Source organism: Bradyrhizobium sp. USDA 4472, assembly GCF_054058595.1.
Genome location: NZ_JBSSAM010000001.1, coordinates 7,392,940 through 7,408,921 on the forward strand (window position 1 = coordinate 7,392,940; position 15,982 = coordinate 7,408,921).

The 15,982-nt window shown below is 64.6% G+C and carries 14 protein-coding genes; 12 read left to right on the top strand and 2 right to left on the bottom strand.

The window, feature by feature from the left end:
• Positions 1-290: 290 nt before the first annotated feature.
• A complete protein-coding gene (locus tag ACVWZ4_RS34915; RefSeq protein WP_456702673.1) occupies positions 291-734 on the top strand; it encodes an SRPBCC family protein in 444 nt (147 codons plus the stop codon).
• A gap of 267 nt (positions 735-1,001) precedes the next feature.
• Here the strand turns inward: ACVWZ4_RS34915 and ACVWZ4_RS34920 are convergent, their stop codons facing one another.
• A complete protein-coding gene (locus ACVWZ4_RS34920; RefSeq protein WP_456702672.1) occupies positions 1,002-2,333 on the bottom strand; it encodes an Hsp70 family protein in 1,332 nt (443 codons plus the stop codon).
• Between the two features lie 298 nt (positions 2,334-2,631).
• Here ACVWZ4_RS34920 and ACVWZ4_RS34925 point away from each other — a divergent pair, with 298 nt between their 5' ends.
• The 11 genes from ACVWZ4_RS34925 (at position 2,632) to ACVWZ4_RS34975 (ending at position 14,778) form a co-directional block, all read left to right on the top strand.
• Positions 2,632-2,769 carry a hypothetical protein gene (locus ACVWZ4_RS34925; protein WP_237859263.1) on the top strand — a complete coding sequence of 46 codons (138 nt, stop codon included), beginning with the start codon at positions 2,632-2,634 and terminating at the stop codon, positions 2,767-2,769.
• A gap of 417 nt (positions 2,770-3,186) precedes the next feature.
• Positions 3,187-4,533, top strand: coding sequence for an oxalate/formate MFS antiporter (gene oxlT, locus ACVWZ4_RS34930; RefSeq protein ID WP_456702671.1), 1,347 nt, complete (start codon positions 3,187-3,189; stop codon positions 4,531-4,533).
• Positions 4,534-4,716: 183 nt separating this feature from the next.
• Positions 4,717-5,142, top strand: coding sequence for a CBS domain-containing protein (locus ACVWZ4_RS34935; protein ID WP_092226710.1), 426 nt, complete (start codon positions 4,717-4,719; stop codon positions 5,140-5,142).
• Positions 5,143-5,243: 101 nt separating this feature from the next.
• Entirely contained in the window at positions 5,244-6,263 is a 1,020-nt protein-coding gene (locus ACVWZ4_RS34940) for a 2-dehydropantoate 2-reductase (RefSeq protein WP_456742154.1), read from the top strand.
• Positions 6,263-7,048, top strand: coding sequence for a fumarylacetoacetate hydrolase family protein (locus tag ACVWZ4_RS34945; protein WP_456742155.1), 786 nt, complete (start codon positions 6,263-6,265; stop codon positions 7,046-7,048). Before ACVWZ4_RS34940 ends, ACVWZ4_RS34945 begins: the two co-directional genes overlap by 1 nt.
• Positions 7,049-7,434: 386 nt before the next feature.
• On the top strand, positions 7,435-7,638 hold the full coding sequence (locus ACVWZ4_RS34950) for a hypothetical protein (protein ID WP_456702668.1): 204 nt from the start codon (positions 7,435-7,437) through the stop codon (positions 7,636-7,638).
• Positions 7,639-7,696: 58 nt separating this feature from the next.
• The gene (locus ACVWZ4_RS34955; RefSeq protein ID WP_456742156.1) at positions 7,697-8,371 is read left to right on the top strand and encodes a hypothetical protein; all 675 of its coding nucleotides are present in this window, start codon (positions 7,697-7,699) and stop codon (positions 8,369-8,371) included.
• A 214-nt stretch (positions 8,372-8,585) separates the two neighbouring features.
• Positions 8,586-9,581, top strand: a complete 996-nt coding sequence (locus ACVWZ4_RS34960; RefSeq protein ID WP_456702666.1) for an NAD(P)H-dependent flavin oxidoreductase — start codon at positions 8,586-8,588, stop codon at positions 9,579-9,581.
• 25 nt (positions 9,582-9,606) lie between these two features.
• The gene (locus ACVWZ4_RS34965) at positions 9,607-10,578 is read left to right on the top strand and encodes a zinc-binding dehydrogenase (protein ID WP_456734584.1); all 972 of its coding nucleotides are present in this window, start codon (positions 9,607-9,609) and stop codon (positions 10,576-10,578) included.
• A 271-nt stretch (positions 10,579-10,849) separates the two neighbouring features.
• Positions 10,850-12,223: a cation diffusion facilitator family transporter gene (locus ACVWZ4_RS34970; RefSeq protein WP_456742157.1), complete on the top strand. Its 1,374-nt coding sequence runs from the start codon at positions 10,850-10,852 to the stop codon at positions 12,221-12,223.
• A 224-nt stretch (positions 12,224-12,447) separates the two neighbouring features.
• Positions 12,448-14,778 (top strand): PAS domain-containing sensor histidine kinase, encoded by a 2,331-nt coding sequence (locus ACVWZ4_RS34975; RefSeq protein WP_456742158.1) that lies wholly within the window; start codon positions 12,448-12,450, stop codon positions 14,776-14,778.
• Positions 14,779-14,984: 206 nt separating this feature from the next.
• On the opposite strand, the gene ACVWZ4_RS34980 is transcribed toward ACVWZ4_RS34975, so the two are convergent.
• Positions 14,985-15,878 (bottom strand): LysR family transcriptional regulator, encoded by an 894-nt coding sequence (locus ACVWZ4_RS34980; RefSeq protein WP_456702662.1) that lies wholly within the window; start codon positions 15,876-15,878, stop codon positions 14,985-14,987.
• Between the last annotated feature and the right edge of the window lie 104 nt (positions 15,879-15,982).

Sequence of the window (15,982 nt, forward strand, 5' to 3'; positions counted from 1 at the left end):
GAAGTCGTCGGGCAGGAACTACAATGCGGACAATGGCAAGACTTCCGCGAGCACGGTGACCCCTGCTGCCGCCAGGCAATCTCAACGGCCGGGGCCGCATGGGAACGTTGTGTGCAGGTGAAGACTGCACGCGATGAGCCGCAGATCAGCCAGGCGACATAGCCGCCGGTTCCGGCGGCTCTCTTTTTCTGCAATGCTTTGTCGGATCGAGAGCCTCTCCTTCGTCCTCGGTGCATGAAGGGCCAACAGACGATAATGTCGAGCCCATCAGCTTATAAGGAATGACAAACATGCCCGGCACCGTACGCCTGCACCGCGTTCTCACGACCAGCCCGGAAAAAGTCTATCGCGCCTTCGTGGAGGCGGATGCATTGGCGAAATGGCTTCCGCCCAACGGCTTCACCTGCACCGTGCATCATCTCGAGCCGAAGGTCGGGGGCACGTTCAAGATGTCCTTCCGGAACTTCACCACGGGCAACGGCCATTCGTTTGGCGGCGAATATCTCGAGCTCGTCCCCGGCCAGCGCCTGCGCTACACGGATCGATTCGACGACCCCAACCTGCCGGGCGTGATCGAGGTGACCGTAACCCTGAAGAAGGTCTTGGTCGGCACCGAAGTCGATATCACGCAGGCCGGCCTACCCGACGCCATTCCAGTCGAGGCCTGCTATCTCGGTTGGCAGGAATCGCTGCGCAATCTTGCCAAGCTCGTCGAGCCCGAGATCAATCAGTAGCTTGTAGCGCGCCGTCGGGTGCGATCCGAATGAAAGCCGCGGGTCAATCTGTTCGATCGGATGCGCGCATCTCCGCACGTCGTCATAACGAGCCAGCGGGTCCGCGCGAAGCGCGGCCCGATGAGGGCGCCGGCAAGCAATCCAGAATCCCTCCGCGATGGCAGCCTGGATTGCTTCGCCGCAAGAGCTCGTCGCAATCACGGAGAATGAGGAACCCTCCGCGAGAATAACCCGCACCGGGTGTGCGGCCGCTGATCGCAACGAGGGTTATGCGCCGGCCTTCGACTTCAACCCACCATCCGCGGTCCAGCGATCCGGTTCGGCACTGTGTCCGATCAGCGCCAGGCCGTAGGCGATCGATTCGAACTGGTCGCCCGACATCAGCCGCTCGTTGCCGAACCGGTCGGCGAACAGTTTTCGAACCGCCGGAACGAAGGAGGTGCCGCCGGTCAAGAACACCTTCTCCACCTCGCGCGCGGTGATGCGGGCTTCGCCCAGCACCTTGTCGACGGTAGCGCCCAGCCGCGCGATGTCGTCGGCAATCCAGCTATCAAATTTCTTCCGCGTGATGGCGGAGCCGATATCGACGCCGCCGCCCTTGAAGCGGAAATCCACCTCGTCTTTGGCCGACAGCGCGACCTTGGCGTCAGACACCGCGCGGTACAGCGAGAAGCCGAGATCGAGGTCGACGATGGTGATGAAATCCTCGAGCTGTTCAGGCTCCACCGCCGTGCGCGCAAGCTCCCTGAGCTCGCGCAAATCGCCGTTGCTCTTCATCAGCGCGAGCTGATGCCAGCGTGCGAGGTTGGTGTAGTGGCTGTTCGGGATCGGCAGCACCTTGTCGAACGAGCGGAAGCTCGAACCCTTGCCGAGCCGCGGCGAGACCACGTGGTCGACGATGCGATAATCGAACGTGTCGCCCGCAATCCCGATGCCGGCGTGTCCGAGCGGTTCGGCCCGCAAATGGCCGCCGGCGCGGGAGAACCGCATCACCGAGAAATCGCTGGTGCCGCCGCCGAAATCCGCAACCAGCACGGTGGCGTCGCGCTCGAGGCGCCGGGCGAAGGAGAACGCCGCGCCGACGGGCTCGTAGACATAACGCGCGTGACCGGCGCCCAGGCGCTCGAACGCGGCGCGGTAGCGCTGCATGGCGAGATCGTCGTCGGGATTGCCGCCGGCAAAGCGCACGGGACGGCCGACCGTGATGTTGGCGGCCTCGAAGCCGAACCTGTCACCGCCATGACGCGCCAGCGTGCGCAGGAATGCCGCCAGAATGTCCTCGAACTTGAAGCGCTGCCGAAACACCTGCGTGGTGTTGAAGCTCGAGCTTGCCGCAAAGGTCTTGAACGACTGCAGGAAACGATAGACGTGCCGCCCCTCGAGAAACTGCTCGATCGCCCACGGTCCGCCTTCGGCCTGGGCGCCGGCGCCCGGCCGGTCCTCCCAGAAGCACAGTGCCGAGACGTAAGTACTGTGGCGCTGTCCGCCGTGGTCGAACCTGATGGCCTCGACCCGGCGATCGTCCGCGGCAAGTGCGACGACGGTGTTGCTGGTCCCAAAATCGATGCCGATCGAGACGGCGGGCGAGGCGCTCGACATGAACCACTCTGACTGATGATAGGAAAAGGGGGCGAACCACTAACGGTTTTGCACTGCGGTGCCAAGAGCCCGGCACGGCCCGGTCCGGAGTAGCCCGGACCTACCTCTCGCTGTTCTGAGGCCGAAAAAGCCCCGTTTCCAGGCCTAAACGGCCTGCTTTAACGAAGGTAGTATGCTGCAATGCGGCATTCACATGCTGTTATGCAGTGGCGTGTGTGGACATTGGCATCTGGTATACATAGAACAACCTTCGAAATGAGACAGTATTGCTGACTGTCTTTAAGAAAGGGAAATTCCGATGTCCAAGACCGCTTCCGTCGCGCTTGCGCCCTCCGCCTCGCTGTTCGCCCGCTTCATGGCGGCCGTCGACCGCTTCCTGATGGCGAGCGCCGAGATTTCCAACCAGAACGGCGATCTCCCCCGCTTCGGCCTGTAAGCGCACCCGGGGCCATGATCCGATCTGGTTCGTGGTCCTGTCGGGCCTCGTGTTCTTCGCCCGCCGCGAGATCCACGTGCTCGTCCTCGCGGCCGGATCCTGACCTTGCTGCTGGCGCTCGTGGCGTTCAAGCGCTGGCGCAAGGTGGTGGCGGCGCAATCAACATCCGACCTCGCTTCCATCTCGCGCATCGCGCCCGCCTCTTGGCCGGGCGTTTCGGCTTCCCGAAAATACCCCGATACCGGAAACCCCGGGGAATCCTGCACTTTTCTTGAGCTTACCCCCGACATAGGGCTTGCATTCTGGAATATGGTATACCAAGCTGCCTGCCGCGCTTGCACCATAAGCCACAATATTTGCGACACTCCGCCATGTAGGCGGCGCTGTCGTGACAGACAGGCGCTTGGGAGGTTGTTGATGATTTCCAGCACGGATGGCGCCGTCACCGCTGCGCCTCTTCGCACAGGTTTCCGCTGGCTCCAGCTCGCCATGGGCATCGCCTGCATGGCGATGATTGCCAACCTGCAATATGGCTGGACCCTGTTCGTCGATCCGATCGATCACGCACACCATTGGGGTCGCGCCTCGATCCAGCTCGCTTTCACCATCTTCGTCATCACGGAGACGTGGCTGGTGCCGGTCGAGGCGTGGTTCGTCGACAAATACGGCCCGCGCATCGTCATCATGTTCGGTGCCGTGATGATCACGCTGTCCTGGGTGCTCAACTCCTATGCTGACTCGCTTCCCCTGCTCTACGCGGCGGCCGTGTTCGGCGGCATGGGCGCGGGCGCGGTGTACGGCACCTGCGTCGGCAATGCGCTGAAATGGTTTCCCGATCGCCGCGGCCTCGCCGCCGGTGCCACGGCCGCGGGCTTCGGCGCAGGCGCAGCCCTCACCGTGGTGCCGATTGCGCACATGATCGCAGCGAGCGGCTATCAGAGCGCGTTCTTCACGTTCGGCATCGGCCAGGGCGTGATCGTGTTCCTGCTCGCCTTCTTCATCCAGCCGCCGCGGCTTTCGATCCCGCCGAAGAAGAAGCGGCTCAATTTGCCGCAGACCCAGGTCGACTTCACCCCGCCGCAGGTGCTGCGCGCCCCTATTTTCTGGGTAATGTACCTCGTCTTCGTGATGGTCGCCTCGGGCGGTCTGATGACCGCGGCGCAGATCGCGCCGATCGCGCACGACTTCAAGATCGCCGATACGCCTGTTTCGCTCGCCGGCTTCGAGATGGCGGCCCTGACCTTCGCGATCTCGCTCGACCGCATCTTCGACGGCTTCGGACGTCCGTTCTTCGGCTTCGTGTCGGATACGATCGGCCGCGAGCACACCATGTTCATCGCGTTCGGCACTGCTGCGCTGATGCTCCTGACGCTGTCGACCTATGGCCACATCCCGCTCGTCTTCGTGCTGGCGACCGCGGTCTATTTCGGCGTGTTCGGCGAGATCTATTCGCTGTTCCCCGCCACCAGCGGTGATACCTTCGGTTCGAAATATGCGACCACCAACAACGGCATGCTCTACACCGCGAAGGGTACCGCCGCGTTGCTGGTTCCGCTCGCAAGCGTGATCTCGGCCGCCTATGGCTGGAAGGCCGTGTTCGTGGTGGCCGTGGCGCTGAACGCGACGGCGGCGCTGATGGCCATCTTCGTGATCAAGCCCATGCGCCGCTCCTTCATCCTGGGCAACGAAGCCGAGAGCGCCAATGCGGCTGCCGGCAGCGCCGAGACACCTGCCAAGACCCGCGCCAAGACCGGGACGGCCTGAGCCGCCAGACCCCCATATACGACTGATGAAAGGGGGCGCAGCGATGCGCCCCTTTTTCTTTGCTTTGCGAGAACAAACGTCAGCATCGCTGCCGCAAGATTTTTCGGATCAGCCAAATCCAGCGCTTGACGATTGGCATTATGTATACCACACTCCCTCCACGTTCACCCCAGGGAGGTTGCCATGCTGGTCGGAGACATTCTGCGCAAGAAGACGCCGCGCGTTGTCACGGTGCGAATGAACGAAACGGTGGGTATTGCCGCCAAGCTGATGCGGGCCAACAACATCAGCGCGCTGGTGGTGAAGGACGTGGTCCGCTCGGAAGGCAACACTGCGGTCGGCATGTTCACCGAGCGCGACGTGGTGCGCGCGGTTGCCGAGCACGGCGCCAATGCAGTCAACGTGAAAGTCTCGCAGCTCGTGTCGGTGCAGCAGCTCGTCTCCTGCACCTCCTCCGACACGATCGAGCATGTCCGGCATCTGATGAATCGGAATCACATCCGGCACCTGCCGGTGATCGACGACTACAGCCTCGTCTCCGTCATCAGCATGCGCGACATCGCGGCCGCCGTCGACGAGGCGACCAACAGCACGCCGCAAGCCGCCTAGAGCGGCCACGCCTCTTCCCTGCAACTGCCTGGCCGGCTCGGACACATCCGGGCCGGACCGGATCTCTCGTCGTCAAATTCCGCTACCCCCGCGAGGATTTCATGAAGATCTGCATCTACGGCGCCGGCGCGATCGGCGGATATCTCGGCGTGCAGCTGGCGCGCGCAGGCGCCGATGTCAGCCTGGTCGCGCGCGGCGCGCACCTCGCCGCCATGCGCGAGCGCGGCCTGACGCTGCTCGCCGGCGAGGAGACGCACACCGTCCATCCCCGCTGCACCGACAACGCGGCCGAGCTCGGCGTGCAGGACTACGTCATCGTCACGCTGAAGGCGCATTCGATCACCGGCGTGATCGAGAAGATGGCGCCGCTGCTCGGGCCCCACACCCGCATCGTCACCGCCGTCAACGGCATTCCCTACTGGTATTTTTACAAGCATGGCGGCGAATACGAGAACTCGACGCTGGAGAGCATCGATCCCGGCGGGCGGCAATGGCGCGAGCTGGGGGCCGAACGCGCCATCGGCTGCATCGTCTATCCCGCCACCGAGATCGAGGCGCCCGGCGTGATCCGCCACGTCTACGGCACCAATTTCCCGCTCGGCGAGCCCTCCGGCGAGATCACCTCGGACGTGCAGCGGCTCGCCGACCTGTTCGTCGCGGCCGGCCTGAAGGCGCCGGTGCTCGACCGCATCCGCGACGAAATCTGGCTCAAGCTCTGGGGCAATGTCTGCTTCAACCCGATCAGCGCGCTGACCCATGCAACGCTCGACGTGATCTGCACCGATCCGTCCACGCGGGCGCTGTCGCGGGCGATCATGGTGGAGACGCAAGCCATCGCCGAAACCTTCGGCGTCAAGTTCCGCGTCGATGTCGAGCGCCGCATCGAGGGCGCCCGCAAGGTCGGCGCGCACAAGACCTCGATGCTGCAGGATCTCGAGCGCGGCCGTCCGATGGAGATCGACCCTCTCGTCACCGTGGTGCAGGAGATGGGCCGGTTGACCAAAATCCCCACCCCGGCGCTGGATTCCGTGCTGGCGATGGTGACCCAGCGCGCCCGCGTCGCCGGCCTCTATGACGGCGTCTCCGCGCGGTCTGATCCTCGCGCGCTGGCGGTGGCGTGATGGGCACCGAGACGAAAAAATGGCTGCGCTTCCGCCACGCCGGCACCACCGGCTTCGGCACGCTGACCGCAGCTGAAATCAGCGTCCATGAGGGCGAGATGTTCGGCCGCAATACTGCGACGGGCAAGACGCTGGCGCTGTCGGAGGTCGAGCTGCTCGCTCCTAGCGCCCCCAGCAAGATCGTCGCGCTCTGGAATAATTTTCACGCGCTCGCGGCCAAGCTGAACCAGCCCGGGCCACCGGAGCCGCTCTATCTGCTCAAGGCCACCACCACCATCACGACGCCGGGTGCCGTGATCCGCCGTCCCTCCTACTACGACGGCAAGACCACCTACGAGGGCGAGCTCGGCATCGTCATCGGCAAGACCTGCGCGCGTGTTTCGCCCGACGAAGCTGACGGCTTCATCTTCGGCTACACCTGCGTCAACGACATCACCGCCAACGACATCCTGACCAGCGATCCCACCTTCCCGCAATGGGCCCGCGCCAAGGGCATCGACGATTACGGCCCGTTCGGCCCCGTGATCTCGACCGGCCTCGATCCGGCCAGGCTCGCGGTTCGCACCATCCTCAACGGCGCCGAGCGGCAGAATTATCCGATCTCCGACATGATCTTCAGCGCGCAAGCGCTCGTCAGCAAGATCTCACATGACATGACGTTGCTGCCCGGCGACCTCATCGCCGTCGGGACCTCGGTCGGCGTCGGCGTCATGAAGGAGCCGGTGAACATTGTGACGGTGGCGATCGACGGCATCGGCGAACTGACGAACGAGTTCAGGTTGTAGTTGCACGGGCAGTGCTTCGGGGGGAGGCCGGAATTACAATCCGGTTCGAACCACGATGGGCCTGCCTGCGACCAACAGCCCATGCGTTTCATCCTCGGCTTCCTCTCCGGTCTGCTCGGCGCGCTCGCGGGCTCGGCGCGCACATGATGGCGACCGCCGGGCGATCATTTCCACGGCCTCGCTGACGTACAAGACGCGCCACCGCGCCGTCAGCCTGACGCCGCCTGATGTGCCCGCGCACATTTCGAAACACATGACATCTGCGCGCCGATCAATGCCGCCAACTTGTCGCAGGGATGCCGCACTGTGGACGCATTCGGCAGCCCTTTTGTAAGGCGTGTCTGGGGGCACGGACCAGCCGTGTTTGGACCAAACCTTCTAGGGGTATGACTGTGAAGAAGATTGCAATTGTTCTGGGTGCCACGCTTGCTCTGGTGACGGCAGCAAACGCTGCGGATCTGCCGCGCCGCCAGCCCGTGCCGGTCTATCCGGCCGAACAGGCCCCGATCGGCAAGATGCCGATCGGCAAGAGCCCGGTTGGCAAGGCTCCGATCGGCAAGGCGCCCGCCCCGGTCGCCGCGCGCTACTGAGGCACCGCAAACGACGCGCGGGATCTGCGAGAAGCGGCCGACAGTCGAGGGGCTCAACGTGACGAACAAAGCTGATCGATCGGGATCCTGCATCCTTGCGGGCCTCGCGCTTGCGACCTTGATCGCATGCATGATGGCCTCGGCTTCGGCGCAAGGTACGAACCAAGGCGCGAACCGCGAAACGAACAAGCGCATGGCCGATGCCAGTGCGCTTGTCACGACCGACACCGCGGCGCGCTCCTCACCGCAAGCGGCGCGGCGCTCGCTGGCGCGCGCCGAGAAAGGCCCCTATTACGTCGACTTCCGCGCGCGGACGGCGGCGAGCTGGGGGCATGCCTTCGTCTGGTACGGCAAGACCAGCGAGCGCGCGGTCGAGGTTGCGGGCCTTACGCCGGCCGGTGACACCTGGAGTTACGTGCTCGGCTACTTCACCTGGGTACCGTCAGAGACCGGCGCAAGCTACGGCGATCTCGATCCCGACTATCTGACCGCGAGCTATCGCGTGTACCTCAACGAGGCCGATGCCAAGCGGGTGTTCGCCTATATCGAGAAGCTGAAAGCGAGCTCTCCGGTCTGGAACGCAGAGACGACCAACTGCACGGGCTTCATCGGCGATATCGCCGAGTATATGGGTTTGAAAGTCCCCAATCGCTGGCAGCGCCCCGAAAACTTCGTCAACAGCCTGAAAGAGATGAACGGCGGCCGGCAGATGGTGCGGTTGTCGGCGGAGTAGCCGCCGTGATTGCGAGGACGCCGCGTCAAAATTGCAAGGCAACCTTGCGCTGGCGACGAAGCAATCCGGCCGTCCGCGACGGCACAGCCTGGATTGCTTCGCTAGGCAGCCCCGCCCTCGCCGCACGCCCCAACAATAGACATTTCCCGACCCCGGCGGCATCCTCTTCCCCATCAACCGATAACAGAGCCTGCCACGCAGGCGGGGGAAACATATGCTGCAGACACGGTTCACGAAGCTCGTCGGGGTCGAGCACCCGATCGTCCAGGGCGGCATGCAATGGGTCGGGCGAGCCGAGTTGGTCGCCGCGGTCGCCAATGCCGGCGCCCTCGGCTTCATCACCGCGCTGACCCAGCCGACGCCGGAGGACCTGACCAGGGAGATCGCGCGCTGCCGCGACCTCACCGACAAGCCGTTTGGCGTCAACCTCACCATCCTGCCCGCGATCAAGCCGCCGCCTTACGCCGAATACCGCGCCGCCATCATCGACAGCGGCATCACGGTGGTGGAGACCGCCGGCAACAAGCCGCAGGAGCATGTCGACGAATTCAAGAAGCACGGCGTCAAGGTCGTGCACAAATGCACCAGCGTACGGCATGCGCTGTCGGCCGAGCGGATGGGCGTCGACGCCATCTCGATCGACGGCTTCGAATGCGCCGGCCATCCCGGCGAGGATGACACCCCCGGCCTGATCCTGATCCCGGCCGCCGCCAACAAGGTCAAGATCCCGATGATCGCCTCCGGCGGCTTTGCCGACGCCCGCGGCCTCGTCGCGGCGCTCGCGCTCGGCGCCGAAGGCATCAACATGGGCACCCGCTTCATGGCGACCAAGGAGAGCCCGATCCACCAGCTCATCAAGGAAAAGATCGTGGCCAATGACGAGCGCGAGACCGAGCTGATCTTCCGCACCATGCGCAACACCTCGCGCGTCGCCAGGAACGAGATATCGACCAAGGTCGTTGCGATGGAGAAGGAGGGCGCCAAGTTCGAGGACATCCGCGAGCTCGTCGCCGGCGCCCGCGGCAAGATGGTCTACGCGACAGGCAATTCGGATGAAGGCATCTGGTCGGCCGGCCAGGTGCAGGGCCTGATCCAGGACATCCCGAGCTGCGGCGAGCTCATCTCGCGCATCGTGCGCGAAGCGGAGGCCATCATACGTTCCAGGCTCGAAGGCATGATCGCTCAACCAAACGCGCAGGCCGCGGAATAATCACTGCAAGAAGCGAGAGCAATTCATGAAGGCTTATGTCTACGGTCCTGAAGGCGCTCGGATTTCCGACGTCGCTCAACCAAAGCCTGAGGGTACGCAGGTGCTCGTCAAGGTCCGCGCCTGTGGTCTCAATCGCGCCGATACCGGCATGCGCAAGGGCCACGCGCACGGTGCGGCCGGCGGCGTCGGCACCGTGCTTGGCATGGAATGGGCCGGCGAAGTTGCCGAGCTCGGAGCGGACGCCAAGGGCTTGGAGGTCGGCGATCGCATCATGGGTTCGGGCGGCGCGGCGTTCGCGGAGTATACGCTTGCCGACCACGGCAGGTTGTTCCGCCTGCCCTCCGACATGACGTTCGAGGAGGCCGCGACCCTGCCCGTCGGGCTCGCGACCATGCACAATGCCGTCGTCACAGTCGGCGGCATGCAGCCCGGCCAGGCCGTGCTGATCCAGGGCGCCAGCTCGGGCGTCGGCCTGATGGCGATGCAAATTGCCAAACTCAAGGGCGCCAGGCTCGTGATCGGCTCCTCGACCGATGCCTATCGCCGCGGCCGGCTGAAGGAATATGGCGCCGACCTCGCGGTCGACTCCTCCGACCCCAAATGGGTCGACGAGGTGCTGAAGGCGACCGGCGGCGAAGGCGTCGACCTCACCGTCGATCAGGTCTCAGGCCGGGTCGCCAACCAGAACCTCGCCGCGACGAAGGTGCTCGGCCGCATCGTCAATGTCGGCCGGCTCGGCGGCACCCATGCCGATTTCAACTTCGACCTGCATGCGGCCCGCCGCATCAGCTATATCGGCGTCACCTTCCGCACCCGCAGCCTCGAGGAAGTCCGCGCGATCTTCGAGGCGGTCAGGAAGGACATCTGGGGCGCGGTGGAATCGCGAAAACTCCAGCTGCCGATCGACAAGGTCTATCCATTCTCCGACATCGACAAGGCGTTCGAGCACATGGAGGCGAACAAGCATCTGGGGAAGATCGTGGTGACGCTGCCGTAGTCGGCGTTCCGACGGCGGTCTCGTAGGGTGGGTTGGCGAAGCGTAACCCACCACTTCTTTGGCCGTGGAGCTCAAACCGGTGGGTTACGCCCAGCGCCTGCGCTTTGCGCAGCCCCAAGGCTAACCCACCCTACAAGACCGAACTCGTGGCATAGTAGACCGCCCTTCAATTCAGAAGCATTCGCAACAGCTTCGCTCCTGCAACTCACTTGCGACTACAGCTTGTGGATGGTCGCTTGATGTTCGCCGTTAGGCTGCTAAATCCCCCGCCATGAGCGGACAACACGACAAGACATCGGTCGCGGCCATCTCGATCCTGGCCAGCGGCGGCATGGCGGCGGCCAAACTCATCGTCGGCATCGCGATCGGATCGCTGGCGCTGATCTCGGAAGCGCTGCACTCCTCGATCGACCTGGTCGCGACCATCATCACCTGGGCGGTGGTGCGGGTCTCCGACAAGCCCGCCGATGACGAGCACCATTACGGCCACGGCAAGCTCGAGAGCATCTCGGCGCTGGGCGTCACCGCGCTGCTTTACGTGCTCGCCGGCGGCATTCTGGTCCAGTCCTACAGCCATCTGCGTGAGGGAACCCCGCCGCCGACGATTTCGGCCGTCCCGTTCGTCGTGCTGGTCGTCGATATCGTCGTCAATCTCTGGCGCGCCCGTGCCCTGCACCGCGCCGCCCGGGAGACGAGGAGCGAAGCGCTCGCTGCGGACGCGCTGCACTTTGCGTCGGACGTGATGGGCTCATGTGCCGTGATCGTGGGCCTGATTCTCGCAGCCTTCGGCTTCTGGTGGGGTGACGCCGCGGCAGCCGCCGCCGTGGCCGTGATGATCGCGGCTCTCGGCCTGCGCATGGCGAGCTCCACGGTGCACACGCTGGTCGACCGCGCGCCGGAAGGGGCCCTGGAGAAGGCCACGGTCGCGATCCGCAGCGTGCCCGGCGTGATCGAGGTCGAGCGGCTGCGCGTGCGCATGGTCGGGGCGACCACCTTCATCGACAGCATCGTCAAGGTGCCCAGGACCTACCCGATCGACCGCGTCGAGAGCATCAAGCGCAACGCCCAGGCCGCCCTCGGCAAGGCGTTCGGCGATGCCGACCTCTCATTCGCGGCCATCCCCGTCGCCCGCGACAACGAGACCGTGCGCGACCGCATCATGGTGATCGCGCGCAATTCGGCGCTCGCCATCCACCACGTCACGGTGCACGATCTCGGCACCAAGCTGATCGTCAGCATCGACCTCGAAGTCGACGCCGAGATGCGGCTCGACGCCGCCCATGACGTCGCCAACATGCTGGAACGTAACATCCAGGAAGAGTTCGGTGCGGACGTCGAGGTCGACGTCCATATCGAGCCGCTGGAACCGGAACTGCCGTTCGGCGTCGACGTTGCGCCTGACAGGGTGCAGACCATCGCCGCGGCGCTGACCGAATATGCCGCCGGCGGCGAGATCCACGACATCCATAACGTGCGCGTTCGCAACACCGAAGCCGGCGAGATCGTCAACTTCCACTGCCGCGCCACGCCATCGATGAGCGTGATCAAGGTGCACGAGCACGTCGACGCGATCGAACGCCGGCTGCGTCGCGCATTCCCGAGCGTGAAGCGCGTCATCAGTCACGCCGAGCCGCCGCGCGCGTGATGGCGACGGTGTGAGGAGTCGCACGTTCCTGTTTCGGACTCCTCGTCCACGTGGGTTTGCGGGCTCGCAGCACGAAACTCTCCATTGGATAAGAATTATTTCGCGTTAACGTTTCGTTGACTCTCGACAGCCTGCGCAAAGTGGATTCAAATCGCTGTGATTCGAAAGCGACGTGGGGCTGCTTTCGAAATTCGTCGCAAGCAGGTTTTCAGGGGGCCGAAGGCATGGCGCGCGCAGACGCCGCGAACGCGTGCGTCCAATCCGATTCGATCAAGGGATTGGCGCAATCGATCGCGAAACCTGCCTATCACCGGCTTCTGATCGCAGAGCCGGCGCTGCGTCGCGCGGTGCCGACGCTCATCATCGCCTTCCTCATCACGATCTGCCTCGGCGCGTTCGTCCAGGTCGTCGACCAGACGCGCCAGAAGCGCCTGGTCATCCAGAACGACATTTCATCCCTCGCCGAGCTGCTCGCCGAACGCATCGACCGCGTCACCTCCGTGCGCGGCGAGCGACTGAAGAACATCGAGAACCTGCCGGCACTGCTCCCCGACATGATTCCGTCGCGGGCCAGGATCTCGGGCCGCCATGTCGTCGTCACCTCGGCGGGCGTCAACGGCCGCATCCTTGCCCGCATCCCGATCGACAATGATCCCGCCGGCAACGACCGCCTGCTCGATGCGATCACCACCGCCCAGCTGCTCGCCGCGCCGCCGCGCGACAATGACGTCTCCAGCATGACGCTGCCTGATGGCAACGCCGCGTTGGCGACCTCGCGGCCGATCAAGTCGCTGCCGGGCCTTGTCACGGTGATCCAGGAGCGCAACGAACCGATCTGGGGCTCGGACGCGGCGCTGTCGGTGACGCTGTCCGCGACGACAGGCTTCGTCGTCCTGATCCTCGGTTTCGCCTTCCACTGGCAGTCGACCCGCGCCCGCGAAGGCGACCTCATCAACGATGCCGTGCGCGGCCGAATCGACACTGCGCTCAATCGCGGCCGCTGCGGGCTGTGGGACTGGGACTTGTCGCGCGGCCGGATTTTCTGGTCGCAGTCGATGTTCTCGATGCTCGGCCTCGACGGCCGCAACGAGCTCCTGACCTTCGGCGAGGTCAACGCGCTGGTGAAGTCCGACGACATCGACCTGTTCGAGATCGCCGACCAGCTGATCTCCGGGAAGATCGACCACATCGACCAGATCTTCCGCATGCAGCACGTCGATGGCCACTGGATCTGGCTGCGCGTCCGCTGCGAGCGGACCCGCGGCGCCAGCGATGCCGGCATGCACCTGATCGGCATCGCGGTCGATATCACCGAGCAGAAGAGCCTCGCCGAGCGCACCGTGGAAGCCGACCTTCGCCTGCGCGACGCGATCGAGACCATTCCGGAAGCCTTCGTGCTGTGGGACGCGAGCGACCGCCTGGTGCTCTGCAATTCGCACTTCCAGCGCCTGCACAAGCTACCCGATACGGCCGTGATCCCGGGCACCTCCTACGAGACCGTGCTGGAAGTCGGCCGCATGCCTGAAGTCCGCACCCGCCACAACGAGACCGCGGCCCAAGGCCCGGGCGCACGGACTTTCGAGGCGCAGCTCGACGACGGCAGCTGGCTGCATATCAGCGAGCGCCGCACCAAGGACGGCGGCTACGTCTCCGTCGGCACGGACATCACCAGGATCAAGGAGCACGAACAGAAGCTCGTTGACAACGATCTGCGCCTGCGCGCCACCGTCATCGACCTCAAGCGCTCGCAGGCGGCGCTGGAACGCCAGACGATCGAGCTCGCCGATCTCGCCGAGAAGTACCAACGCGAGAAGACCCGGGCCGAGGAAGCCAACCAGACCAAGTCGAAATTCCTCGCCAATATGAGCCATGAGCTGCGCACGCCGCTCAACGCCATCATCGGCTTCTCCGAGATCATGGGCTCGGGCATGTTCGGCGAGCTCGGCTCAGAGAAGTACCAGGAATATTGCCACGACATCCTGACCAGCGGGCACTATTTGCTCGAGGTCATCAACGACATCCTCGACATGTCCAAGATCGAGGCCGGCCGGATGAAGCTCGACATGGAAGAGCTCGACCTGTCGCGGACCCTGGCCGAATCCCTGCGCGTCGTCTCCGGCCGGGCCCAGGACAAGAACCTGACGCTGGATGCCGACATCGAGAAATCCATCTCCGTCGTCGCCGACCGCCGCGCCACCAAGCAGATCGTCGTGAACCTGCTGTCCAACGCGGTGAAGTTCACGCCCGACGGCGGACGCATCGTGGTGCGCAGCCGGCAGCTCGAGGACAAGATCGTGCTGATGATCGCCGACACCGGGATCGGCATCGCGCCGCACTCGCTGGCCCGGCTCGGACGCCCGTTCGAGCAGGTCGAGAGCCAGCTCACCAAGACCTATCACGGCTCCGGCCTTGGCCTTGCGATCGCCCGCTCGCTGGCGCAGCTCCACGGCGGCTCGATGCGGCTGCGCTCCAGGCTGGAAGCCGGCACCGTGGTCCGCGTGACGCTGCCGCGCGATGCGATCAAGGCCGGCACCGGCATATCGGCGGCGGCGTGAATTTCACGAGGACTGTTTGCGGGTTTGCTCCGCCTCTCCCGCTTGCGGGAGAGGCCGACACGCTCGCAGAGCGTGGCGGTTGAGGGTTCTTTCCTCTTGAGGATTGTCCCGTTGCGGAGACACCCTCTCCCCAACCCTCTCCCGCAAGCGGGAGAGCGAGCCCAGTGCCGATGCCGCCCCATCGTGCACACCAGATGCGATCAGCTTTACGATTGCAGGCTCGGAGCCACTTCGCGCGCGACATTGACCAGCGCTGCGATCAGCGGCGTCATCGGGTCGCGCTGCGGGATCACCAGGCCAACGCTGTAATTGACCTCGGGGTCGACGATCGGAATCGTGCGGACCTTGTCGGACAGACCGAGGGTCTCGGCGAGCTTGGCCGGCATCACGCTGGCCCAGCGTCCGGTCTTGACATGGGTGAACAGTACCAGCAGCGAGTTCGAGGTCAGGGTGGGCGTCGCCTCGGCGCCGACCGAGCGCAGCGCACGGTCGATGATGCGGCGGTTCTGCATATCAGGTGTCAGCAGACACAACGGCACCTGCCCGACCTCGGTCCAGGTCACCGTCTCGCGGTCCCCGAACATCCCATCGGGCGCGGTGAGCAGGCGATAGCTCTCGTTGTAAAGCGGAATGGTGCGCACCTTCCCGATCGGCTCGTTCTCGATATAGGTCAGCCCGGCATCGACCTCGAGATTCTCGAGCAGCCCAAGCACCTCCGATGAGGTCGTCGAGCGGATGCTGAAACGCACCTCGGGATGCCGCGCGCGGAACGGCGTCGTCAGCGACGCGACCATGCCGAGCGCGGTCGGAATCGCCGCGATGCGGATCTCGCCGGAGAGCTGGTGCTTCAGTCCGTTGATCTCGTCGCGCATCGCGCGCGCATCGCCCACGATCCGCCGCGCCCAGTCGAGCGTTCGCTCGCCCTCGGGGGTAAAGCCCTGAAACCGGGACCCACGCTGCACCAGCATCACGCCCAGAATCTCCTCGAGCTGCTTGAGCCCGGTCGACATGGTCGGCTGGGTCACGCCGCAGGCCTCCGCGGCCCGTCCAAAATGCCGCTCCTTGGCCAGCGCCAGCAGCAGTTCAAGCTTGTCGATCAACGGTCCGTCCCCATGCGCATCTGTCGCGGCATGCAAGCTATCACGCCGGGCCTGCATCAACACGCAAAAACCCTCAAGCGATTCAAGTTTCATTACCTGATCGT